Here is a 23,464-nt window from a genome sequence, read left to right as displayed (position 1 = left end):
ACGCAGAACGCTGAACGCAGAACGGCGGCTCCCTGAAGCCGCCGTTTGTCGTTTCAGGGGTGGGAGGGCGATTGCGGTTCCAGCAGCTCACGCATGGCCAGCCGGACTACCTCGGTCTGCGTAGCCTGGGGATGGCGCTGGCGCTGCAGCGCCAGCAGGGCATCCACCCTGCCCCGGTCGCCGTGGCACAGCTCGGTCATGCGGGCGGTCATCTCCAGGTAGCCTTCGGGATCGTGCAGGGGCCGATCTTCACGGCTGACGTGGCGCAGCCAGGCGCGGTCGGCAGCGAAGAGCGCCAGTACGGCGCAGGACATCAGGATCAGCCAGGGCAGCATGACAGTCTCATCGGCAGGTAAAGCGGCGATTCTGCCTGCGGGCAGGTGTTACCACCATCGACCATGCGGGCAGAACCAGGCGCGTCCTGTCGGCTACAGCGCCAGCCACTCCGCTTGCACGGCAGCATCCGCCTCCAGCGCGGCGGGCGTGCCGTGGAAGACCATCTCGCCGCGCCCCATGACATAGACCCGCTGCGACAGGTCCAGGGCGATTGCCTGCTTTTGCTCGATCAGCAGCACCGCCACCTGCCGGCGGCGCAGTAGCGTCAGGTAATGCGCGACCTGTTCCACCATCTGTGGCGAGAGGCCTTCGGTGGGCTCGTCGATGAGCACCAGCGATGGATTGCCCAGCAGCGCGCGGCCCAGCGCCAGCATCTGCTGCTCCCCGCCTGACAGCGATCCGGCCGCCACCTGACGGCGCCTGGCCAACGCCGGGAACAGCGCATAGACCTCCTCCTCGCGCCAGGCGTCGGCCGGCTGGCGAGCGCCCTGGCGGCCCAGCAGCAGGTTCTGCGCCACGCTCAGGGTGGGAAAGACGTCCCGGCTCTCTGGCACATAAGCCATCCCGCGCCGGGCAATCGCATGGGTGGGCAGACCGGCGATGCTGGCGCCGGCAAAGCGGATGTCGCCGCTGCTGCGCACCAGGCCCATCAGGGCCTTGAGCAAGGTGGAGCGGCCGGCGCCATTGCGCCCGAGGATGCTGACGATTTCTCCCCGTTGCACTTCCAGCGAGACACCCTGCAGCACGTGACTCTGGCCGTACCAGGCCTGCAGGTCGTGGACGCTGAGCAGGGTGTCAGCCATGTCGCCTCCGGTTCAGATAGAGCGCCTGCACTTCCTGATTGGCGCGGATGCGCTCGGCGCTGTCGCAGGCGATGACGCGGCCGTTATCCATCACCGCGATGCGGTCGGCCAGGTCGAAGACTACCTGCATGTCGTGTTCCACCATCAGCAGGGTCTTGCCCACCGTGACTTCGCGGATCAGGGCCACCATCGCCGCACTCTCCGCCCGGCTCATGCCCGCCGTGGGTTCGTCCAGCAGGATCACGGCGGCATCGGCGGCAATGGTGACGGCCAGTTCCAGGGCACGCTGCTCGGCGTAGCTCAGTTCGCCTGCCGGCACCTGCGCGCGCGCGCCCAGCCCGACACGCTCCAGCACCGCCCGGGCACGGGCGCTGGCGTCGTGCAATTGACCGAGGCGGCGCCAGAAGGCGTAGCGATAACCGAGCGTCCACAACAGGGCGCAGCGCACGTTCTCGAACGCGGTCAGGCGCGGGAAGAGGCTCGTGATCTGGAAGCTGCGCGCCAGCCCCAGGCGATTGATCTGCTGTGGCGAGCACTGCGTGATGTCCTGCCCGTGCAGCAGCACGCGCCCGCTATCAGCCCGATAACGGCCCGACACCAGGTTGAACAGGCTGGACTTGCCGGCCCCGTTGGGCCCGATCAATGCGCAGCGCTCGCCGGGATGCAATTGCAGGTCCACGCCGCGCAGGATCTGGCTGCCATCGAAGGCCTTGGTCAGGCCCTGCATGTCCAGGGAAAACGGTGCAGTCATCGGCGTACTCATCGGCCCGCCCCCTGTCGGCGCCAGAGGGTCAGCGCCGTAGCGCCGGCCGCGATGAGCATGGCGGCGGTGATCCAGGGCAGCGGCGCATGCACATCGATGGAGCCGCCCCACCACTGCAGGGGCGCCGCGCCATCGCTGCCTTCGGCCAGGCTGCCCAGGCTGGCCTGATAGGCCATCTCGGTGGCCAGCACCACGCCGGCCAGCGTGACCAGCGCGGCCAGCAGCCAGCTTGCCAGACGCCACACCAGGCGCCGGTCGAAGGCGCCGTCGCGCCAGGTGCGCCAGCCGCGGTCGATCAGGCTGGCAAGGCCGCCCGGGGTGGTCATGACGATCAGGATGAAGAAGGCACCCAGATAGAACTGCCAGGCCTGGGTATAGGCCGACAGCCAGGACGAGAACAGCACGCCGACCACGCCGCCGACGATGGGACCATAGAAATAGGCGGTGCCGCCGATGAAGGTGAACAGCAGGATGGCACCGGAGCGCAGCGCGCCCACGTATTCGGCGCTGACGATCTCGAAATTGATGGCTGACAGTCCGCCCGAGACGCCGGCAAAGAAGGCCGACAGGATCAGCGCCAGGTAGCGCACCCGCTGCGGATCGTAGCCGATGAAGGCGGCGCGTTCCGGGTTGTCGCGCACGGCATTGAGGATACGTCCCAGCGGCGTGTGGCGCAGCGCGCAGATGGCCATGGCGCAGACCAGCAGCCAGCCGGCGATGAGGTAATAGACCTGGATCTGCGGCCCGTAGCTGATGCCCAGCACCGGCGCGCCGATGACCCGGTTGCCGGAGATGCCACCCTCGCCGCCGAAGACCTCGGGCAGCATCAGCACGCAGGCCGATACCAGTTCCACCAGCCCCAGCGTGATCATGGCAAAGGTGGTGCCGGCGCGGCGCGTGGTGGGATAGCCCAGCACGACACCGCACAGGGCGCCGGTGAGGCCGCCCGCCAGCGGGACCAGCGTCAGCGGGAAGGCCAGCGCACCCTCGCTCATGCGGTTCATCAGATGGATCGCACCGAAGGCGCCCAGGCCGGAATATACCGCGTGGCCGAAGGAGAGCATGCCACCCTCGCCCAGCAGCATGTTGTAGGAGAGGCAGAGCAAGACCATCGTCCCCATCTGCGAAAGCAGCGACAATGCCGCGCTTTGCGGAAACACCAGCGGTGCCGCCAGCAGCAGCAGGGCCAGGCCCAGCCAGGGCAGGACGATACGCTTCATGCTCAGCCCTCCCGCTTGCCCATGAGCCCCTTGGGGCGCACCACCAGCATCACCACCAGCAGCAGATAGGGCAGCACCGGCGCCACCTGGGCCAGCGTCAGGCGCACCAGCGGTGCCAGCGCGCTGCCGCTGGGGACCTGCACGCCCAGACTGGCCAGGGACACATCCAGCGCCACCGCGAAGGTCTGCATCAGGCCGATCAGCAGCGAGGTGATGAAGGCCCCGGCCAGCGAACCCAGCCCGCCCACCACCACCACCACGAAGATGATGCTGCCCACGGCCGCTGCCATGCCCGGCTCGGTGACGAAGGCATTGCCACCGATCACCCCGGCCAGTGCGGCCAGCGCGCAACCGCCGCCAAACACCAGCATGAACACGCGCGGTACGTTATGCCCCAGAGCCTCGGCCATCTGCGGGTGCGTCAGCGCCGCCTGGATCAGCAGGCCGACGCGGGTATGGCGCAGCAGCAGCCACAAGGCCAGCAGCATGAGCGCCGCCACCAGCAGCATGAAGCCGCGGTAGATGGGGAAACTGGTCGAATAGAGGGTGAAGAGCGTGCCATCGAGTTCCGGCGGGATGCGGTAAGGCACCGGCGAGCGGCCCCACACCAGTTGAACCAGCTCCACCACCAGATAGGACAGGCCGAAGGTGAACAGTAATTCCGGGACGTGGCCGTAGCGGTGAACGATGCGCAGGCCGTAATGCTCCACCAGCGCACCGGCCATGCCCACCAGCAGGGGCGCGATCAGCAGCGCCGGCCAGAAGCCCAGCACGCCGGCAATCGCATAGGCGACGTACGCCCCCAGCATGTAGAAGCTGGCATGGGCGAAGTTGGGCACGCCCATCATGCTGTAGATCAGCGTCAGGCCCGAGGACAGCAGGAACAGCAGGAAGCCGTAGCCCAGGCCGTTGAGGAAGGTGATCAGCGCGAATTCCAAGTTGCCAGCCTTGCCAGGGATGCGGTGGGTTCAAGAGGAGTCGGACGGGGTCAGACAGCGTCGAGGCGCCGGATCGAGCGCGGCCGGACGCAAAAGTGGAGCGATCCTATGGGATTCGCGCTTCTCTGTCAAAATAGCGGATTGCGGCCCGCTTTGGGCCTCACAGGCTGCCTATGACCCATCCTTATCTGCTTTCGCCGCTAGGCAACGGCTTTGCCGCCCTGCCCCCGGCCTTCTACACCCGGCTGCAACCGACGCCCCTGCCCGATCCCTACCTGGTCGGTTTCAGCGACGAGGCCGCTGCCACCATCGGACTGGCGCGCCCGGCACCGGAGGACCGCGGTTTTCTCGACATCTTCGCCGGCAACCAGCTGGCACCGGGCTCGCAAGCACTGTCGGCAGTCTATTCGGGCCATCAGTTCGGCGTCTGGGCCGGTCAATTGGGCGATGGGCGCGCCATCACCCTGGGCGACCTGCCGGCAGCCACCGGCCAGGGACGCATCGAACTGCAGCTCAAGGGTGCCGGCAAGACGCCCTACTCCCGCATGGGCGACGGCCGTGCCGTGCTGCGCTCCTCGATCCGCGAATTCCTCTGTTCGGAAGCCATGGCGGCGCTGGGCATCCCCACCACCCGCGCCCTGACCGTGATCGGTTCGGACCAGCGCGTGCAGCGCGAAACCGCCGAGACCGCAGCGGTGGTGACCCGCATGGCCCCCAGCTTCATCCGCTTCGGCTCGTTCGAGCATTGGTACTACAACCAGCGTTTCGACGATCTCAAGGTATTGGGCGATGCCGTCCTGGAGCAGTTCTATCCGGAACTATTGCGGGAAGAAACCCCCTCCCAGGCCCTGCTGAAGGAAGTCCCCCGCCGCACCGCGACGTTGATGGCGCAATGGCAGGCGGTGGGCTTCATGCACGGGGTGATGAATACCGACAACATGTCCATCCTGGGCCTGACGCTGGATTACGGCCCCTTCGGCTTCATGGAAGCCTCCGCCGCCCGCCACATCTGCAACCATACCGACAGCCAGGGCCGCTACAGCTACCAGATGCAGCCGCGCATCGGCCAGTGGAACTGCTTTGCGCTGGGCCAGGCAATGCTGCCCCTGATCGGTTCGGTGGAGGCCACCGAGGCCGCGCTGGCCGATTACGAGGCCGTGTTCCAGGCGCAGCATGATGCGCTGTTGCATGCCAAGCTGGGATTGCGCACCCAGCGCGCCGACGACAGCCAGTTGATCGAGGCCATGTTTGCCCTGCTGCAGGCCGGTCATGTCGATTTCACGCTGTTCTTCCGCCGCCTGGGCGACTTGCAGATCGGCAATAAAGCCAACGACGAGCCGCTGCGTGACCTTTTCATCGATCGCCCCGCCTTCGATGCCTGGGCCACGCAATACCGCGCCCGCCTGCGCGCCGAGGACAGCGACGACGCCGGCCGCCGCCTTGCAATGCATGCGGTCAACCCCAAATACGTGCTACGCAATTACCTCGCTCAGGTCGCCATCGACAAGGCGCAACAGAAGGATTTCACCGAGGTGGCGCGCCTGCAGACCATCCTGCGCCATCCCTTCGACGAGCAGCCTGAATTCGACCGCTATGCCGACCTGCCCCCCGACTGGGCCAGCCATCTGGAAGTGAGCTGTTCTTCCTGAACGGCCATTCATTCCGCTAATACAGTTAATGCCGGCATCGCCCGTCATCACCAAGGAGCCAAGCATGACCCAACGAGTAGAAAAGACCGAAGCCCAATGGCGCGAGCAACTTGACCCCGTGGAATACCAGGTCACCCGTGAAGCCGCCACCGAGCGCGCCTTCACCGGCCGTTACTGGGATCACCACGAAGCCGGGACCTACACCTGCGTGTGCTGCGACACGCCGCTGTTTACCTCGGATGCCAAGTTCGACTCCGGCTGCGGCTGGCCGAGCTACTTCGAGCCCATCGATCCGGCCAACGTACGCGAGAAAGTGGACCGCAGTTATGGCATGATTCGCACCGAGATCATCTGCAACGTCTGCGACGCCCACCTGGGCCACGTCTTCCCGGACGGCCCGCCGCCGACCGGACTGCGTTATTGCATCAACTCGGCTTCGCTGCGTTTCGACCCGGCGTAAGCCTGGCGGCCCGCGCTGCACCGCTTGCAATACATGCGGCACGGGCCGGATGATCGCCGATCAACCGTTTACTGACTTTTCCTGAAGAAGCCAACCGATGAAGTTCCTGTTCGACCTGTTCCCCGTCATCCTGTTTTTCGGCGTCTTCAAATGGGCCGAAGGCCATCCCTCGGCCGCGCAGGACCTGGTGATGCAATACCTGGGCGGCGCCATGTCGGCCGGTGCCGTCACCGCCACCCAGGCACCGATCCTGCTGTCTACCGCCGTGGCCATCATCGCCTCGCTGGGCCAGATCGCCTGGCTGCTGCTGCGCCGTCGCAAGGTGGATGGCATGTTGTGGGTGTCGCTGGCCATCATCGTGGTCTTCGGTGGCGCCACCATCTATTTCCGTGACGATACCTTCATCAAGTGGAAGCCGACCATCCTGTACTGGGCCTTCGGCCTGGCCCTGCTGGTGTCGCAACTGTTCATGAAGAAGAACCTGATCCGCGTCATGATGGAAAAGCAGGTCACCCTGCCCGAAGCCATCTGGCCGCGCCTGAACCTGGCCTGGATCGTGTTCTTCGCCGTCATGGGCGTGCTCAATCTCTACATCGCCTTCAACTATGCCCTCGACACCTGGGTCAACTTCAAGATGTTCGGCAGCATGGGCCTGATGTTTGCCTTCATCATCGGCCAGAGCCTGTTCCTGTCGAAGTACATGAAGGATGCCGAATGAGTGGCGCCGATACCCGTGCAGACCGCATTCGTTCACGTCTGACTGCAACTTTCTCGCCAGCCGAATGTCTGGTCGAAGATGAGTCTGCCCAGCATGCCGGACATGCCGGTGCAGCCTCGGGCGGAGGACATTACAGGATCCGCCTGGTTTCAGACTTGTTCGAGGGCAAAAATCGGTTGAACCGCCATCGGCTGGTGTATGATTGCCTGTCCGACCTGATGCAGCAGGAGATCCATGCGCTGGCCATAGTGGCGCTCTCCCCGTCAGAGGCAAAGAACTGAGACCAAGAACAAAGACCGACGCCTGCTTATCAAGCCCCCTCCTGTTTTTTTCTCCGTTTTGATTCATTCCTTTCTTTTCTAGGATTCAACAATGACATTCAAACCCGCTCGTCTGCTGGTGCTGCTGTTCGCAATTGCTTCCATCCCGGCCTTCGCCCAAAACCTGGCCGTCGTCAACGGCAAGGCGATTCCGTCCTCCCGCGCCGAACTGATGGTCAAGCAGATGACTGCGCAAGGCCAGCCTGATAGCCCGCAACTGCGCGGCGCCATCAAGGAAGAGCTGATCAACCGTGAAATCCTGATGCAGGAAGCCGACAAGCAAGGCCTGGCCAACAGCACCGACGTCAAGAACCAGCTGGAACTGGCCCGCCAGTCCATCGTGATCCGCGCCCTGATCGCCGACTACCTGAAGAAGAACCCGGTGTCGGACGCCGACATCAAGGCTGAATACGACAAGTTCAAGGCCCAGGCCGGCGACAAGGAATACCACGCCCGCCACATCCTGGTGGACAAGAAGGAAGACGCCGAAGCCATCATCGCCAAGCTGAAGGCCGGCACCAAGTTCGAAGACCTGGCCAAGCAATCCAAGGACACTGGTTCGGCCGCCAACGGTGGCGATCTGGACTGGGCCAGCCCGGCCTCCTTCGTCAAGCCGTTCTCCGACGCCATGGTGGCCCTGAAGAAGGGTGACATCACCCAGACTCCGGTGCAGACCCAGTTCGGCTGGCATGTAATCAAGCTGGAAGATGTGCGCGCTGCCAAGGTCCCGACCCTGGAGGAAGTCAAGCCGCAGATCGCTGAAGCCCTGCAACAGAAGAAGCTGCAGGCCTATCAGGAACAACTGCGCGCCAAGGCCAAGGTGCAATAAGTCCCTCCCGCATGCGCAGCCCGAGTGGCTGAAGGAAGACCCAGGTCTTCCAGCGCCCTCCACCGACATGCCCGGACAAGGTTTCCTTGCCGGGCATGTTGCTTTTTAGCTACGAATTAACGCACAACTCATGCGGTAGCCGTCAAAAAAACGTCCAAATCCTTCGCAATTTCTCCAAAAAGCGTCTTTTTGATGCCTTCCCGCCCTACGGGAACACTATCCTCTGCGTCATAGTGAAGATTTATTCTTATAAAAGATTTATCCAATAAATTTTTTATAAACATATAAATTCACTAAATAATTAAAAAAGAAGAATAAACCTGCACCATTTTGCGCAATTTACGAACCATCGTTCTGATATTCTTCGTCCCTGTTCCAAATAGGGACAGGCTGCGAATCGCCACGGGAGCAGGAAGCAAGGGAGTCCTGGTTCGCAGCCAAGAAAAAGGTGTTTCGGGGAGAAGCACACAAGGCCGATCCACGACGCCATCAACAACACAACATTCGTGCTTTCAGGAGAGATACCTATGAAGAAGAGTTCCATGCTGCTGCTGGCAGCCGGCCTGACCACCGGCGGCACCGCATTTGCCCAATCCACCGTGACCATCTATGGCATCGTCGATACCAGCATCCGCTATCTGAGCAGCGACAATGCGCAGGGCAACAGCAACGTGCGCATGGATAACGGCGCCATCGCCAACAGCCGTCTGGGCTTCAAGGGTACCGAAGACCTCGGTGGCGGCCTGAAGGCCATGTTCCAACTGGAAAACGGCTTCAACGGTGACACCGGCGGCATGAGCAGCGCCAACACCATCTTCAACCGTCAATCCTGGGTTGGCCTGGGTGGCAGCTTCGGCAAGGTGTCCATCGGCCGTCAGAACACGCCCCTGTTCGACCTGATGGCTGACCACTTCGACCCGCTGACCGTCGGTAACTACGACAGCAACTCCTGGCTGCCGGCTGCTGGTACCCTGGTGCGCAACAGCAACATGATCAAGTACTACGGCAGCTTCAGCGGCTTCAACGTCGGCCTGTCCTACGCCGCTGGCGAACAAGCCGGTTCGGCCCGCCGTGGCAGCCAGATCAGCAGCTCGCTGCAATACACCACCGGCCCGTTCTCGGTCGGCGGCGGCTGGCAGCAAACCGTGAGCGCCACCAACAGCGACAACAAGGACACCACCTACAACCTGTCGGCGTCCTACAAGATCGGCGCAGCCAAGCTGTTCGGCGGCTACTACAACATCAAGGACAGCACCGGCACCACTCCGTCCTACACGGCAATGTCTGGCAGTGCGGCCGCTTCTGCTGCTAACGCCAACAATGGAATCGCTGGGATTGCTGGCGTACAACGCAAGGACAAGGGTTACTTCCTGGGCACTTCCTACCAGGCAACCGCCGCCCTGTCCCTGACTGGTGCCTTCTACTACGACAAGATCCAGAACGCTTCCGTCTTCGGCGTGGGCAATGTCGGCGACGGCAAGCGTTACGCCGTGGTAGCCTGGGCTGACTATGCGCTGTCCAAGCGCACCCAGCTGTACACCATCGTGGACTACAACAAGGCCAAGGACGCAGCCCGCTACGAGCTGACCGGCCAGGCCGCCGGCAAGGACAACGTCACCACCCTGGGTGTTGGCATTCGTCACATCTTCTGATCCGGGCGTGAAGGCGCTCTCCCTCGGGAGAGCGTGCTAACAACGGGAAGCATTCAGAAAGCAGAAAGAAAAAGCGCAGTTCCTTTCGGAACTGCGCTCAGATTGCTGACAAAGCCTTGGCGAGAGCCAAGGCTTTGTTGTTTAATCGGTCATGCTCAAAAAACCGACCGCCGCCCAGCACGAGTTAGAGATGGTGACCATCGAGATGCTCGTGCCCAAGGACCATCTGCTGCGCAAGATCGACGCGGCGGTGGATTTCGAATTCATCCGGGATAAGGTGGCGCATCTTTATTGCGCCGACAATGGCCGCCCGGCGCTGGACCCCGTGGTGCTCTTCAAGCTTTTGTTCATCGGCTATCTCTTCGGTATCCGCAGCGAGCGCCAGCTCATCCGCGAAGTTCAAGTCAATGTGGCTTATCGCTGGTTTGCCGGATTCCGCCTCACCGACAAGGTACCCGACTCCTCGACCTTCTCCCAGAACCGACGTCGTCGCTTTATCGATACCACCATCTATCAAGAGATCTTCGACGAGATCGTGCGTCAGGCCATTGGTCGTGGCATGGTCGACGGCCGCGTGCTCTACAGCGACAGCACCCACCTCAAGGCCAACGCCAACAAGAACAAGTTCGACTACGTGCAAGTCACCCAGACACCCTCGGCCTATCTGGCCGAACTGGATGCGGCTGTGGATATCGACCGTGCCGAGCATGGCAAGAAGCCGCTCAAGCGTGACGATGATGATGAGCCGCCCACCAAGGAGATCAAGGTCAGCCGTACCGATCCAGAGAGTGGCTACATGGTGCGCGACGACAAGCCCAAGGGCTTCTTCTACCTGGATCACCGTACTGTGGATGCCAAGCATTCCATCATTACCGATACCCATGTCACGCCCGCCTCGGTGCATGACAGCCAGCCTTATCTGGCGCGTCTGGACCGGCAGCGCGAGGCGTTCGGATTTGAGGTGCAGGCGGTTGGTCTGGATGCGGGCTACTTTACGCCGGCCATCTGCCAGGGGCTGGAGAATCACGAGATCACTGGCGTGATGGGCTACCGCACGCCTAACCACAAGCCGGGGACCATCTTTAAACGGGAGTATGAGTACGATGCCTACCGGGACGAATACATCTGCCCGCAGGGTCAGCCATTGCACTACAGCACGACCAATCGTCTGGGGTATCGGGAATACAAATCCAATCCTGAGCAATGCCGGGGCTGCAAGGTGCGCGAGCAATGCACCAATAGCGCCAATGCGGTCAAGGTGGTGACACGCCATGTGTGGGAGCGTGCCAAGGAAAAGGTGGATGATCGGCGTCGCACCGAATGTGGCAAGCGCATCTATGCAAGACGCAAGGAAACGGTGGAACGCAGCTTCGCCGACGCCAAGCAATTGCACGGGCATCGTTATGCCCGCATGCGCGGCTTGCGCAAGGTCGCCGAGCAATGCCTGTTGGCCGCTGCCGCCCAGAATATGAAGAAGATTGCCCTGCTGGTGGCGCGCAAGCGCGCACTTTTACGCGGCTTAAGCACCTCTGCAAGCGTACAAAAGTGGCTACAGAGAAAAATGAACGCATTGCTTGGCCTCTGCGCTATCGAACATCCACAAATTACCTGCGCATGAAAAACAAAACCCCGTGTTCGAAAACACGGGGTTCGTCAGCAATCTGAGCGCAGTTCCTTTCGGAACTGCGCTTTTTTGTTTTTTGGTGCTTACCAGCAGCACTGTGGAAGCCCCTGAAAGTATCTTCATCCGCTCCTCCGGTCGGCTGAACCTCATCCTGACTGGATAAACGCTCTAAAACAGGAATTTGGCCTTTAATTGCTCCGCAAAAGATGGTGGAACTGAAATGACGTAATTTTTTTGGTCCGCGTCATCCTGATAGCTGATCCCGGCGTGATCGATACTCAAGGCCCGGTGACCCAAGGGGTTATCCCATTCGATCGTCAGGTATCTCCTGACCAGCACGTGTCCCGCTCTATCTAAGACCTTTATTTCAGCGACGTCAGGAGGATCATCGGCATACAACCCGCCATTGCCGGTGCCGCTGCCGCAAATGGTGATGATGTATTGCTGCCCTAGAATTTCCTTTGATCCGCCATTTAATCTTTCCGTGTAATCGAACCTGCCGCAATCAACCTTGTGTCCTCCGGATAAGCCAAGATAGATCGCGAATATCAGGAAAGCCGAAACAAACATCAGGGTGGACCTACTCAGCATATGGGTGATCCGGCTTTGCAGGGACGGCTTAACGTACCGAGTTTGATCGTGATGGGAGTTTCCAGCTTATAAAGTTCAGGCTTACTGTAGATCATGAAATCTTCACCCTGGTCGTTGCGCGCCCTCCAATCATTGTAGGAGCGGTTGAATACAGGCCAATAAACATCCATCTCCACAAATTTCCTCAAAAAGGAACGTCGCGTGTCGATTGGCTTATCAAGCGGCTTTTGCGGAAAAGGTAGATAGTCCCAGTCCACTCTGTATTCTTCCTTCTTTCCGCCTTTCAGATGCATTTTCGCTGACGGATAATACTGACCAAGTAGCTCATTGGCAGCCATCACCAAAGAAGAAGTCATTCCATGCTTGTTCCAGTGACCGAGATACTGGCTATTTGCCGGGTCCTTGTCATTGAAAGAGTAGTTGTCCTTCAAATACACGTAGACATGGGTCATCCTGGCTTCCGCGTCCATACAGTACCGATAAGGATTCTGGCTGTAATCAAAATATCGCTGCCCCTGAACCTCAACTCTTCCTATCGCTACATACAGAAGAAAATTTCCTAGCGTCGCAGTTAAATCAGTCGGCGTCATCCAGTCCCAATCTGAGGTGTCAAACGTGCTTATTTTCTTTCGCTGGAAGTGCCAGTCAATATGAAACTGTCGGAGGTCTGAGTTGATGATCTCTGTCTCAAAGTTTAGGTTTGGCTTGGCACTTTGAGAACGCTGGAAGGCATCGCGAACCCGCCCAAGCAATTTACGCTCCACCAACGCGAGCGCCTTCTCGGAATAAATATCTGAGCGAAGCAACTCGTCTAATTTACTCTTGACGGCCTTATATCCAAGCACCCACCGCAGTGACACGATCGAGTCATCCAGCGGCTGTTCAGAATCAGGTTGATCGTTATAGACATGTGCTTGGCCAGAAAACCACCTTCTTGCCGCTTTGGCCGCGACTGGCCACCCCATTTTCTCCATCGCTGCCGGAATATCCTGAAGATCGAAGATCGCAAGCTTTTCCCGATCCTCCGCGTCGATATAGCGCTGTCGAAATAGAGAAATCCGCTTTTGCTGAGTCGCTGATTCCGGCCTACCAGGACTTCCCGGATTATTTTTTTCTTCGCGCGTTTTTTCCTTTCGTACGCTTCCCGGCGTCACATTGGGTAGTAGGCGGTCTGCTTTTGTAGCCGAGCCTGGTGGGAGCCGATCGAAGGAAATCGTTTGAAATGTATTGATGGGAACCGCGCCCGCCGAGCCCTTGTATAGCCGCCAGCGCGGACTTCGCAGAAGAGAACGTTCGATTACGTAATAAGGGACTTTCCTGACCTTTGCCATGTGACTCTCGAATGGGAAACGATGAGCCCGACATGCTAGCGTCCGAAATCGTGCTGATCTGCCGTCCAAAGAGCCAGCTTGACTGCACCATGCATCATTGCCGACGCACGATCTGGCAATAAAAAACCCCATGTCCGAAAACATGGGGTTTCTTCTTGCGGCTCTATACCGGAGTGAATTTCTCTTTTCTCAGCATTGCAGAGGAATATTAATTCACCCACTTGCGCGCATTACGGAACATGCGCATCCACGGCGAATCCTCGCCCCACGTATCCGGGTGCCAGGATTGGGTCACGGTGCGGAACACGCGTTCGGCGTGCGGCATCAGGACCGTGAAGCGGCCGTCCGGGGTGGTCACCGAGGTGATGCCCTGGGGCGAGCCGTTCGGGTTGAACGGATAGGCTTCGGTGGCTGCACCGCGATGGTCGACGTAGCGCATGGCGATGATGGCCTTGTCGATGTCGCCGGTCTGCGAGAAGTCGGCAAAACCTTCGCCGTGGGCGGTGGCGATCGGCGCCTGGGTGCCGGCCATGCCCTGCATGAAGATGGACGGCGAATCGGCTACTTCCACCATCACGAAACGCGCCTCGAACTGCTCGGACTTGTTGCGGGTGAACTTGGGCCAGGCTTCGGCGCCCGGGATCATGGACTTCAGGTTGCTCATCATCTGGCAGCCGTTGCAGATCCCCAGCGAGAAGGTGTCCTGGCGCTGGAAGAAGCGCGAGAACTGCTCGGCCAGTTGGGCATTGAACAGGATGGTCTTGGCCCAACCTTCGCCGGCACCCAGCACGTCACCATAGGAGAAGCCGCCAACGGCAATGAAGCCCTTGAAGTCATCCAGCTTGGCGCGGTTGGCGATCAGGTCGCTCATGTGCACGTCCACGGCGGTGAAGCCGGCCTTGTGCATGGCATAGGCGGTCTCGATGTGCGAGTTCACGCCCTGCTCGCGCAGGATGGCGACCTTGGGACGGGCAGCAGCCCCCAGCGACAGGTAGGGTGCAGCGATGTCTTCCTGCGGGTCGAAGCTCAGCTTGGGCGTCATGCCGGGGTCGGCGGCGTCCAGCAGGCGCTCGTATTCGGCATCGGCACAGGCCGGGTTGTCGCGCAGGCGGGCGATGCGCCAGCTGGTCTCGCTCCAGGTGCGGTGCAGCTCGGCACGCGGCTGGCTGTAAATGTTCTTGGCGTCGCGCATGAACTCGACCACGTCGCGGTCATTGGGCTTGCCGATGATGTGGCTGCAGGCGCCCAGGTTGTAGCTGCGCAGCACGTTCATGACATCCGACTTCTGTTCCGCCGGGACCTGGATCACGGCGCCCAGTTCTTCGCTGAACAGCGCGCGCAGGGTCAGTTCATTGCGGCGCTCGGCCACTTGCGTGGTCCAGTTCTTGGAATCGCCCCAGTCGGCGGCATGCTCGCCTTCCATGGTCAGGATGTCGAGGTTGACCGAGATGCCGGTGTGGCCGGCAAAGGCCATTTCCACCAGGGTGCCGTACAGGCCGCCGTCGGAACGGTCATGGTAGGCCAGCAAACGCTCTTCGGAGTTCAGTTGCTGGATGGCGTTGAAGAAGGCCTTCAGGTCCTCGGCGCTATCCACGTCCGGGGTCTCGTTGCCGATCTGCTGCATGACTTGCGTCAGGGCCGAGGCGCCCATACGGTTCTTGCCGCGACCCAGGTCGATCAGGATCAGGACGGTCTCGCCCTTGTCCTTGCGCAGTTGCGGCGTGAGCACGCGGCGCACGTCGGTCACCGGGGCGAACGAGGAGACGATCAGCGACACCGGCGAGGTCACCGACTTGGCGCCCTCTTCGTCGCTCCAGGTGCTGCGCATGGACAGCGAGTCCTTGCCCACGGGGATGGACACGCCCAGCGCCGGGCACAGCTCCATGCCGACGGCCTTGACGGTGTCGAACAGGGCGGCATCCTGGCCGGGCTGGCCGCAGGCTGCCATCCAGTTGGCCGACAGCTTGATGTCGCCGATCTCGGCGATCGGGGCGGCGGCGATGTTGGTGATGGCTTCGCCGACAGCCATGCGGCCCGAGGCCGGTGCGTCGATCACGGCCAGCGGGGTGCGTTCGCCCATGGCCATGGCTTCGCCGCGATAACCTTCCAGGCCCATGGCCGTCACGGCCACGTCAGCCACCGGCACCTGCCAGGGACCGACCATCTGGTCGCGCACGGTCATGGCGCCCACGCTACGGTCACCAATGGTGATCAGGAAGGACTTGTCGGCCACGGCCGGCAGGCGCAGCACGCGCTGGGCCACCTCCACCAGGTCCATGCCGGTCAGGTCCACCGGCGGCAGTTGCTTCTCGACGTGCGTCACATCGCGGTGCATCTTGGGCGGCTTGCCCAGCAGCACGTCCATGGGCATGTCCACGGGGCTGTTGTTGTGTTCGGGGTCGATCACCTTCAGCTGCCGCTCTTCGGTGGCGGTACCGACCACGGCGAAGGGCGCGCGCTCGCGCTCGCACAGGTATTTGAAGAGATCCAGGTGTTCCGGCAGGATGGCCAGCACGTAGCGTTCCTGGGACTCGTTGCTCCAGATCTCGCGCGGAGCCAGGCCGCTTTCTTCCAGCGGTACCTTGCGCAGGTCGAACAGGGCGCCGCGCTTGGCGTCGTTGGTAATTTCCGGGAAGGCGTTGGACAGACCGCCCGCACCCACGTCGTGGATGGACTGGATGGGGTTCTCGTCACCCAGCGCCCAGCAGGCGTTGATGACTTCCTGGGCGCGACGCTCCATTTCCGGGTTGCCACGCTGGACCGAGTCGAAGTCCAGGTCGGCGGTGTTCACGCCGGTGGCCATCGAGGAAGCGGCGCCGCCGCCCATGCCGATGCGCATGCCGGGGCCACCCAGCTGGATCAAGAGGCTGCCCACCGGCAGGTCGTTCTTCCTGGTGTGTTTGGCCGAGATGTTGCCCATGCCGCCGGCGATCATGATGGGCTTGTGGTAACCCATCACCTGGCCGCCCACGTTCTGTTCGTAGGTACGGAAGTAGCCGCCCAGGTTGGGACGGCCGAATTCATTATTGAAGGCCGCGCCACCCAGCGGGCCGTCGATCATGATCTGCAGCGGCGAGGCGATGCGCTCGGGCTTGCCGTAGATACCGCCCTGGGCGTGGGCGTCGCGCTCGGCAGCCGGCTGGGCCACGTCACGGGCGTTTTCCCAGGGCTGCACGGCGTGGGTCACCATCAGGTTGGAGACGGTGAAACCGGTCAGGCCGGCCTTGGGCTTGGCACCACGGCCGGTCGCGCCTTCGTCGCGGATTTCACCGCCGGCGCCAGTGGAGGCACCGGGGAACGGCGAGATCGCGGTCGGGTGGTTGTGGGTTTCCACCTTCATCAGGATGTGGGTCAGCTCTTCCGAGGCTTCATAGACGTTGCCCTTGGTGGCGCCGCGCTGGTAGAAACGCGAGACGCTGGCGCCCTCGATGACGGAGGAATTGTCCGAATACGCCACCACGGTGCCCTTGGGCGCCAGCTGGTGGGTGTTGCGGATCATGCCGAACAGGGACTTGTCCTGCACCTGGCCATCGATGGTCCAGTCGGCGTTGAAGATCTTGTGGCGGCAGTGCTCGCTGTTGGCCTGGGCGAACATCATCAGTTCGACATCGGTCGGATTGCGCTGCGCCTTGGTGAAGGCTGCCACCAGGTAATCGATCTCGTCATCCGACAGGGCCAGGCCCAGTTCGGTATTGGCTGCTTCCAGGGCGGCACGGCCGCCGCCGATGACATCCACGCTCTCCAGCGGACGGGCCTGCAGTTCGGAGAACAGGCCGGCCGCCTCCTGCGGATCGCGCAGCACGGTCTCGGTCATGCGGTCATGCAGCAGCGCGGCCACGGCCGGCAGGCTGGCTTCATTGAGCTTCTTGGCGCCGCCCAGCAGACCGGTCTTGACCTGCACGCGGAAGATGATGCCGCGCTCGACCCGGTGGATGTGGCTCATGCCGCAGTTGCGCACGATGTCGGTGGCCTTGCTGGCCCACGGCGAAATGGTGCCGAAACGCGGGATCACCACGAAGGCATCGCCCTCGTCGCTGCCGTTGAAGGGATCGCCGTAGGTCAGCAGGCCGTTCAGGCGTGCCTCATCCTCCTGGGTCAATGCCTGCTGAGCATCGACGAAGTGCAGGTAGCGGCCGGATACGCCGGTAATGGCGGCGTCCACTGCTTGCAATTGGGTCAAAAGGCGTTGGGTACGGAAAGCGGAAAGGGCATTGGAGCCCGGCAGGATCAGCATGGCGAGGTCGAGGCAGTTAGCTTGAATCGGGAAAACCGTCGCAGCATCGCGGCAGGGACCGGTCCACCGACACCGGCCGCACCCTCGGATGTTGCACCGCACTAGGTAAAAACGTGCAGTTTCGGGTACGGCGGACTGATGGATCGTGCGCGCGTTTGCTGGCAGAGCCGGCATTATACAGTGGACGCCGGTCCCCGTCCCAGGCAAAGCGAGCAGTTGGCTGCAGTAGCCGACGACGTCCCGGGTCTCGCCGGCTGCCTGTGGGGACATCTGGGGACATCCGTGTCATCGGTCGCCCGGTGCCGTGCGTTGTCCTGGGAAGTGAGCAGATTGTCCTATGGTGATGGCCAGAATGTGGCTTTGCGGCAATATCCGAACGACAAGGAAATTTCGCGGTATCATTCGGCCCGCATCGGAAACGGCCTGCAGCCACTGCGCGATCAGGCCACGTGGCGCGGCAGGCAGCCCGCGGCACACCAGCATGCAGAACCGATGACCATGACCACAGCGGCCCGGCCGCTTCCAAGACGAACAGAGTGAACAGCAGACATCGACAGATCGCCGTCATCGGCGGGGGACTTTCAGGGATTTGCAGCGCCTACTTCCTGGCCGCCAAGGGCTATCAGGTGGCCGTCATCGAGCGCCGCGCGCACGTGGCCGAGGAAGCCACCTTCGGCGACTCCGGCCTGCTGGCACCGGGGGCCGCCATGCCCCTGACCCTGCCGGGTGCCATGGCCACCTTTGCCTGCCGTTTCCAGGACGAGCCACGGGTGCTGCTGGCCTCGGGTGCCGACTTCGGCCGGCGCCGCTGGATGCGCCAGACGCGCCAGGCACAACAGCACGAGTTCGCCGAGAACAAGCTGCGACTGTCGCGCCTGTCGGCCTACGGCCAGGGCCTGACCCTGCAATTGCAGGCGCACCACAACATGGAGCACGAAAACGGCAACGGTGTACTCCACCTGTTCCGCCAGCCAGCCGAGGCGGCGCGCATGCCCCACCTGCAGGAAGCCGCCCAGCAATGCGAGTTCAAGCACCAGGCCCTGGATGCGGCGGCGATCCGCACCCTGGAGCCGGCCTTTTCCTCGGAGGCCAAGCTGGCCGGCGCGCTCTACTATCCCGACGACATGGCCGGCAATTGCGTGCTGTTTGCCAAGCAGATGCGCAATGCCGCGCAGGAGCTGGGGGTGAGCTTCCATTTCGATTCCACCGTCCGGACCTTGAGCGCCGACTTCGGCGGTCGCGTTTCCTTGCTGCTGGAGTCACCCCATCTGGCCTCGCACATGCAGGTCGACGCCGTGGTGGTGGCCGCCGGCATGTCCAGCGCCCGGTTGCTGCAGCCGCTGGACACGGCGCTCCCCCTGCGGGCGCTGCAGAGCTATTCAGCCCTGGTGCCGGTCAAGAATCCGGACGATGCGCCCAGCATGGCGCTCTACGACGACAGCTACAAGGTCGCCATGACGCGCCTGGGCGGACGCATACGCATCAGTGGCCTGCTGGGCTTCGTGCCGCCCTCGCAGACGCTGCCGCCCAAGGCTCTGCGCAACCTGCTCAAGATCGCCGGTGACTACTACCCCAATGCCGCCAACTACAACCAGGCCCATTTCTGGAGCAATACCATGGCCTTGCTGCCGCACGGCCTGCCGGTACTGGGCCCGACGCGGCAGGGCAATGTCTTCGTCAACGTCGGTCACGGCGCCACGGGCTGGGCCGCCACGGTGGGCTCGGCACGCCTGCTGAGCGACCTGATGGCCGGCGAAGAACCGGAAATCCCGACCGACGGACTGCTGCCGCGCGATCTGCTGGGCTGACCGCGCCAGAACGAGGTTTAGCGCTTTTTAGCGCTTCATGGCGTCGTAGAAATTTTCATGCGAGCCGAGGCTTAGCAATACCACTTCCTGCGGGCTCTTCTTGTTCGGCTGCAAGCGATACGCCAGCAAGGTTTCTTGTTTGTTGACCTTGAACTTGTAGACGAATACCCCTGCCAGATCGCCCTTTTTTTCCACGCCGATGGCTGGATCGGTGGCAATCGCCATGACGGCCTGGTCAACCACCTTTTTGTCTCTCGCGTGCAGTCTCTTGACGACACGATCAAACGAGGGGGTGCCGAGAATGCTCAACACCATCACACCCCAAAGCGATATTCGGAAAGTTGGCCGGCATCAGCCTCCGCCACCGCCACCAAGGTGCTTTTGATGAACTGAACCGGCAGATCGGGATTGTCTTCGACGGCCTTACCCAGACGCGCCCAGTATTCAATCTGCTTTGGCACAGAGCGGTGTTCAGCAGCTGCGCGAGGCTTCGCCATATCGACCAGCTCATCCGAAAGTTTCATTGCAATAGCCATATCAGCTCCTTGATATCAGGGTTTTATTGCGCATCACTATGCAACCATTTGCAACCTTTTGCAACCTTTTGCAACCCCGACCAACATCAGGTCCAACAGGTCATCCTCTGCAGCAAGGCGTGGCATGGCACGGAGTCACCCACCCCAGATCCAGCCATCAAGCCCGTTTTTTACGCCGACCTGGCCAGCGCATCAGTCACGACGACCGGGCCTCATTTGAGCGCGCCGATTTTTTTCATCTGAGACGGTTCTGCGCCACGCCCCTAATTCACTTAAAATCGACACCGTTGCGCCGGCATCCTGCCTGACGGCCGACGCAAGCTGCCCTTCGTGGCACTGCTGCGCCCTGCCTGAGCTTCACTTCATCCATCCAGCTGTCCAACGAATGCACCAGCGACCACGATCATGAGCGCGCTCCACTCCGTTGCCGAGATCCGCCAAGTCGAACAGCAGGCCCTGTCCGCCCTGCCCCCTTACACCCTGATGCAACGTGCCGGCGCCGCCATTGCCGAGCTGGCGCAGCAATTGCTGTGCTCGGCCACGGTGTCCTCGCCGTCTGTCCTGGTGCTGGCCGGCCCGGGCAACAACGGCGGCGACGCGCTGGAGGCGGCCTGGCTGCTGGAAGAAGCGGGGATCGAAGTCAGCGTGCAATTGCATGCCGACGAAAGCCGCCAGCCAGAAGATGCGCGGCGTGCACTGGCCCGCGTGCGCGAAGCCGAAATCCAGTTCATCGACGATCTGAGCGACACCGCCTTGCGCGCCCAGTCCTGGGCGCTGGTGATCGACGGCCTGTTCGGCATCGGCCTGACGCGCCCGCCCGGTCCCAGGCTCCGACCCATCATCGACTACATCAACAGCCTGCGCTGTCCGGTGCTGTCCATCGATGTTCCCAGCGGCCTGAATGCCGATACCGGCAGCATCGTCGGCGGACGTGAGGGGCTGGCCGTGCAGGCCACCCATACCATTACCTTCATCTCCGACAAGCCCGGTCTGCACACCTGTGACGGCAGCGACCATAGCGGCCATATCGTGCTGGAACCGCTGGAGATTGACGATAGCCATTTCCCGCCAGCCCGCGCCTTCCTCAACGGCCCACAATGCTTCGCCACCGCGCTCAAGCCGCGTGCCAACAACAGCCACAAGGGCAGCTATGGCGATGTCATCGTGGTGGGTGGTGCACGCGGCATGGCCGGTGCGCCGGTGCTGGCTGCGCGCACGGCGGCCTTCAGCGGTGCCGGGCGGGTCTATGTGGCCTTCGTCGACGAAGGTCCGGCCTATGACGACAAGCACCCGGAACTGATGTTCCGCCTGGCCGACCGGGTCGAGTTCGGTGCCAGCGCGGCGCTGGTGATCGGCCCCGGCATGGGCACCTCGCGCCACGCGCATGACATCCTGGCGCGCGCGCTGGACAGCGAGGCCGACATCGTCATCGATGCCGATGCCCTGAACCTGATCTCGGCCGAACCGTCCCTGCAGCACAAGCTGCACCGGCGCCACCAGGCCGGTGCCGAGATCACCAGCATCATCACGCCCCACCCGCTGGAAGCGGCCCGCCTGCTCGACAGCAGCACCCAGCAGATCCAGCAGGACCGCCCGCAGGCAGCGCGCCTGCTGGCCCGCCAGTTCAATGCCATCACCGTGCTCAAGGGCGCGGGGACGGTCATCGCCTTCCCCGATGGCGAAATCCTCATCAACCCCAGCGGCAACCCGGCGCTCTCCACTGCCGGTACCGGCGACGTCCTCTCGGGCCTGTGTGGTGCGCTGCTGGCGCAAGGCTGGCCGACCCGCGCCGCTGCCCTGGCCGCCACCTGGATCCACGGCGCCGCCGCCGACCAGCTGGTAGGCGCGGGCCTGGGCCCGGTGGGGCTGACCGCAAGCGAATTCATTCCCGCCATCCGGGCGGTGTTCAACCAGATCATCCGAGACCATGTCCAGCGCCGTCCTGCCGCATCCCCGCATCGCCCCCAGCCATAAGCTGGGCATCCTGTTTCTCATCGCCGGGCTGTGGACGCTGTCGCTGCTGGATACCGCAGGCAAGCTGCTGGCCCTGGCCGGCTACCACGTGGTGATGATTGCCTGGATGCGCTACACCATCAATCTGCTGTTCATGGCCGTGACCCTGGCGCCGCTGTACCAGCGCCGGCACGGGCGCAGCATCCTGCGCTCCAACCGGCTCGGCCTGCAACTGGGGCGCGGTGCGCTGCTGCTGGCGTCGACGCTGATCTTCTTTTCGGTCCTGAAGATCGTGCCGCTGGCTGAAGGGACGGCGATGAATTTCTGTGCACCCCTGATCGTGCTGGCAATCTCACCCTGGCTACTGGGCGAACGCAGCTATCTCTCGCGCTGGATCGCGGTGCTGGTGGGTTTTACGGGCATGTTGATTGTGATCCGCCCCAGTGGCGACATTCCGCCGCACGGGGTGGCGCTGGGGCTGGTGTCGGCACTGACGATGGCATTCATGTCCATCCTCAACCGCAAGGCCAGCCAGGCCGACAATCCCATGGTGACACTGTTCTACGGGGCGCTGGTGGGCAGCGTGCTGTCGACGCTGATGGTGCCTTTCTTCTGGAGCGCCCATACGCCGACAGCCATCGAACTGGCGATTCTGGTGTCCACCGGCATTACCAGTACCATCGGCCACTTCCTGCAGAACACCGCCTACCGGCATGCCGAAGCCTCGGTGCTGACGCCCTTCTTCTATGCCCAGATCATCTCGGCCTCGGGCATGGGCTGGCTGGTGTTCGGGCAATTCCCCGACAGCATCACGGTGCTGGGCATCGCCATCATCTGCGCCAGCGGGATCGGCATCGCCTATATCGAGCACAAACGCGCCCATCCGCTGCCGCCGGCCGATCCGATGGAAGCGGTCTGACCAGGCTCAGAGCAGGCGTCCGGCCGCGATGGTCAGGGTGCGCTCACAGCGCGCGGCGATGCCGTTGTCGTGGGTGACCAGCACCAGGGTGGAACCGCGTTCGCGGTTCAGTTCAAACATCAACTGGATGACCGATTCACCGGTGGCCGCATCCAGGCTGCCGGTGGGCTCGTCGGCGAACAGCAGCGGCGGTTCGGTGACGAAGGCGCGGGCCAGGGCCACGCGCTGCTGCTCGCCCCCGGAGAGGTACTTGGGATAGTGCTTCAGACGGCTGCCCAGGCCGACCCGGCCCAGCATCTGCTCGGCCTTGGCGCGGGCCTGGCCGTCGCCGCGCAGCTCCAGCGGCAGCATCACGTTTTCCAGGGCGTTCAAGTGCCCGAGCAACTGGAAGGACTGGAACACGAAGCCCAACTTGCGCTTGCGCAGCAACGCCCGGCCATCCTCATCGAGGGCGTAGATGTCTTCGCCATCGAGCCGCACGGAACCTTCGCTGGGGGTATCCAGTCCAGCCAGCAGGCCCAGCAAGGTGGACTTGCCGGAGCCGGAGGCGCCGACGATGGCCACCGTGGTACCGGCGGCCACGGTAAAATCGATGTCGCTCAAGATAGTCAAACGCCCACCGGGCGCGGCGACATCGGCAACATGTTTGGATAACTGAAGGACTTCAATGGCTGCAACGACGACGGATTGTGCGGTATCGGTATCAGTTTCAGGAAGGGAAGCAGGCATGCAGGGCAATCAGGCAAGGGGGTCCGGGAGGGGCGCGGCGCGCACCAGCGT

Annotated in this window: 21 protein-coding genes; 10 read left to right on the top strand and 11 right to left on the bottom strand. The window is 62.4% G+C overall.

Annotated features, from left to right (window positions below; translation table 11 throughout):
- Nucleotides 1-53: 53 nt before the first annotated feature.
- From BTM36_RS16950 to BTM36_RS16930, 5 genes are all read right to left on the bottom strand, one after another.
- Nucleotides 54-335 (bottom strand): hypothetical protein, encoded by a 282-nt coding sequence (locus tag BTM36_RS16950; protein ID WP_077237175.1) that lies wholly within the window; start codon nucleotides 333-335, stop codon nucleotides 54-56.
- Nucleotides 336-428: 93 nt separating this feature from the next.
- Nucleotides 429-1,139 carry an ABC transporter ATP-binding protein gene (locus BTM36_RS16945; protein ID WP_077237174.1) on the bottom strand — a complete coding sequence of 237 codons (711 nt, stop codon included), beginning with the start codon at nucleotides 1,137-1,139 and terminating at the stop codon, nucleotides 429-431.
- Complete coding sequence (locus BTM36_RS16940; RefSeq protein ID WP_077237173.1) at nucleotides 1,132-1,890, bottom strand: ABC transporter ATP-binding protein; 759 nt, start codon at nucleotides 1,888-1,890, stop codon at nucleotides 1,132-1,134. Before BTM36_RS16940 ends, BTM36_RS16945 begins: the two co-directional genes overlap by 8 nt.
- An 8-nt stretch (nucleotides 1,891-1,898) precedes the next feature.
- A complete protein-coding gene (locus BTM36_RS16935) occupies nucleotides 1,899-3,122 on the bottom strand; it encodes a branched-chain amino acid ABC transporter permease (protein WP_077237172.1) in 1,224 nt (407 codons plus the stop codon).
- 2 nt (nucleotides 3,123-3,124) lie between these two features.
- Entirely contained in the window at nucleotides 3,125-4,060 is a 936-nt protein-coding gene (locus BTM36_RS16930; protein ID WP_077237171.1) for a branched-chain amino acid ABC transporter permease, read from the bottom strand.
- A gap of 173 nt (nucleotides 4,061-4,233) precedes the next feature.
- Here BTM36_RS16930 and BTM36_RS16925 point away from each other — a divergent pair, with 173 nt between their 5' ends.
- The 7 genes from BTM36_RS16925 to BTM36_RS16895 all read left to right on the top strand — a co-directional run bounded on the left by BTM36_RS16925 (nucleotide 4,234) and on the right by BTM36_RS16895 (nucleotide 11,306).
- Nucleotides 4,234-5,709, top strand: coding sequence for a YdiU family protein (locus BTM36_RS16925; RefSeq protein WP_077237170.1), 1,476 nt, complete (start codon nucleotides 4,234-4,236; stop codon nucleotides 5,707-5,709).
- Nucleotides 5,710-5,773: 64 nt separating this feature from the next.
- A complete protein-coding gene (msrB, locus tag BTM36_RS16920; RefSeq protein WP_077237169.1) occupies nucleotides 5,774-6,169 on the top strand; it encodes a peptide-methionine (R)-S-oxide reductase MsrB in 396 nt (131 codons plus the stop codon).
- Between the two features lie 97 nt (nucleotides 6,170-6,266).
- Nucleotides 6,267-6,887, top strand: a complete 621-nt coding sequence (locus BTM36_RS16915) for a septation protein A (protein WP_077237168.1) — start codon at nucleotides 6,267-6,269, stop codon at nucleotides 6,885-6,887.
- Nucleotides 6,884-7,168, top strand: a complete 285-nt coding sequence (locus tag BTM36_RS16910) for a BolA family transcriptional regulator (RefSeq protein WP_077237167.1) — start codon at nucleotides 6,884-6,886, stop codon at nucleotides 7,166-7,168. The genes BTM36_RS16915 and BTM36_RS16910 overlap by 4 nt, the downstream gene beginning before the upstream one ends.
- Before the next feature lie 91 nt (nucleotides 7,169-7,259).
- The gene (locus BTM36_RS16905) at nucleotides 7,260-8,036 is read left to right on the top strand and encodes a peptidylprolyl isomerase (protein ID WP_006712622.1); all 777 of its coding nucleotides are present in this window, start codon (nucleotides 7,260-7,262) and stop codon (nucleotides 8,034-8,036) included.
- A 527-nt stretch (nucleotides 8,037-8,563) separates the two neighbouring features.
- Nucleotides 8,564-9,688: a porin gene (locus BTM36_RS16900; protein ID WP_077237166.1), complete on the top strand. Its 1,125-nt coding sequence runs from the start codon at nucleotides 8,564-8,566 to the stop codon at nucleotides 9,686-9,688.
- A 151-nt stretch (nucleotides 9,689-9,839) separates the two neighbouring features.
- On the top strand, nucleotides 9,840-11,306 hold the full coding sequence (locus tag BTM36_RS16895) for an IS1182 family transposase (protein WP_077237165.1): 1,467 nt from the start codon (nucleotides 9,840-9,842) through the stop codon (nucleotides 11,304-11,306).
- Between the two features lie 174 nt (nucleotides 11,307-11,480).
- On the opposite strand, the gene BTM36_RS16890 is transcribed toward BTM36_RS16895, so the two are convergent.
- The 3 genes from BTM36_RS16890 to purL form a co-directional block, all read right to left on the bottom strand.
- Nucleotides 11,481-11,903, bottom strand: a complete 423-nt coding sequence (locus BTM36_RS16890) for a hypothetical protein (RefSeq protein WP_077237164.1) — start codon at nucleotides 11,901-11,903, stop codon at nucleotides 11,481-11,483.
- Nucleotides 11,897-13,234, bottom strand: coding sequence for a DUF6402 family protein (locus BTM36_RS16885; RefSeq protein ID WP_039876265.1), 1,338 nt, complete (start codon nucleotides 13,232-13,234; stop codon nucleotides 11,897-11,899). The genes BTM36_RS16890 and BTM36_RS16885 overlap by 7 nt, the downstream gene beginning before the upstream one ends.
- 208 nt (nucleotides 13,235-13,442) lie before the next feature.
- Entirely contained in the window at nucleotides 13,443-17,468 is a 4,026-nt protein-coding gene (purL, locus tag BTM36_RS16880) for a phosphoribosylformylglycinamidine synthase (protein ID WP_077237163.1), read from the bottom strand.
- A 536-nt stretch (nucleotides 17,469-18,004) separates the two neighbouring features.
- Here purL and BTM36_RS16875 point away from each other — a divergent pair.
- On the top strand, nucleotides 18,005-19,276 hold the full coding sequence (locus BTM36_RS16875) for an FAD-dependent oxidoreductase (protein ID WP_077237162.1): 1,272 nt from the start codon (nucleotides 18,005-18,007) through the stop codon (nucleotides 19,274-19,276).
- A gap of 27 nt (nucleotides 19,277-19,303) precedes the next feature.
- Here the strand turns inward: BTM36_RS16875 and BTM36_RS16870 are convergent, their stop codons facing one another.
- Nucleotides 19,304-19,591, bottom strand: coding sequence for a type II toxin-antitoxin system RelE/ParE family toxin (locus BTM36_RS16870; RefSeq protein ID WP_174616865.1), 288 nt, complete (start codon nucleotides 19,589-19,591; stop codon nucleotides 19,304-19,306).
- On the bottom strand, nucleotides 19,591-19,812 hold the full coding sequence (locus BTM36_RS16865) for a hypothetical protein (protein WP_039876271.1): 222 nt from the start codon (nucleotides 19,810-19,812) through the stop codon (nucleotides 19,591-19,593). The genes BTM36_RS16870 and BTM36_RS16865 overlap by 1 nt, the downstream gene beginning before the upstream one ends.
- 405 nt (nucleotides 19,813-20,217) lie before the next feature.
- On the opposite strand from BTM36_RS16865, the gene BTM36_RS16860 reads away from it, so the two are divergent.
- Together BTM36_RS16860 and BTM36_RS16855 are read left to right on the top strand one after the other, a co-directional pair.
- Entirely contained in the window at nucleotides 20,218-21,786 is a 1,569-nt protein-coding gene (locus tag BTM36_RS16860) for a bifunctional ADP-dependent NAD(P)H-hydrate dehydratase/NAD(P)H-hydrate epimerase (protein ID WP_077237161.1), read from the top strand.
- Nucleotides 21,740-22,684 carry a DMT family transporter gene (locus BTM36_RS16855; RefSeq protein ID WP_006712631.1) on the top strand — a complete coding sequence of 315 codons (945 nt, stop codon included), beginning with the start codon at nucleotides 21,740-21,742 and terminating at the stop codon, nucleotides 22,682-22,684. The genes BTM36_RS16860 and BTM36_RS16855 overlap by 47 nt, the downstream gene beginning before the upstream one ends.
- 6 nt (nucleotides 22,685-22,690) lie before the next feature.
- On the opposite strand, the gene BTM36_RS16850 is transcribed toward BTM36_RS16855, so the two are convergent.
- Nucleotides 22,691-23,413: an ABC transporter ATP-binding protein gene (locus BTM36_RS16850; RefSeq protein ID WP_077237160.1), complete on the bottom strand. Its 723-nt coding sequence runs from the start codon at nucleotides 23,411-23,413 to the stop codon at nucleotides 22,691-22,693.
- Nucleotides 23,414-23,464 lie beyond the last annotated feature (51 nt).

It is taken from the genome of Herbaspirillum sp. VT-16-41 (assembly GCF_001994935.1).
GTDB lineage: Bacteria > Pseudomonadota > Gammaproteobacteria > Burkholderiales > Burkholderiaceae_D > Herbaspirillum > Herbaspirillum frisingense.
Note: the sequence above shows the minus strand (reverse complement) of the source record. Positions and strands in the feature narration are given on the sequence as shown.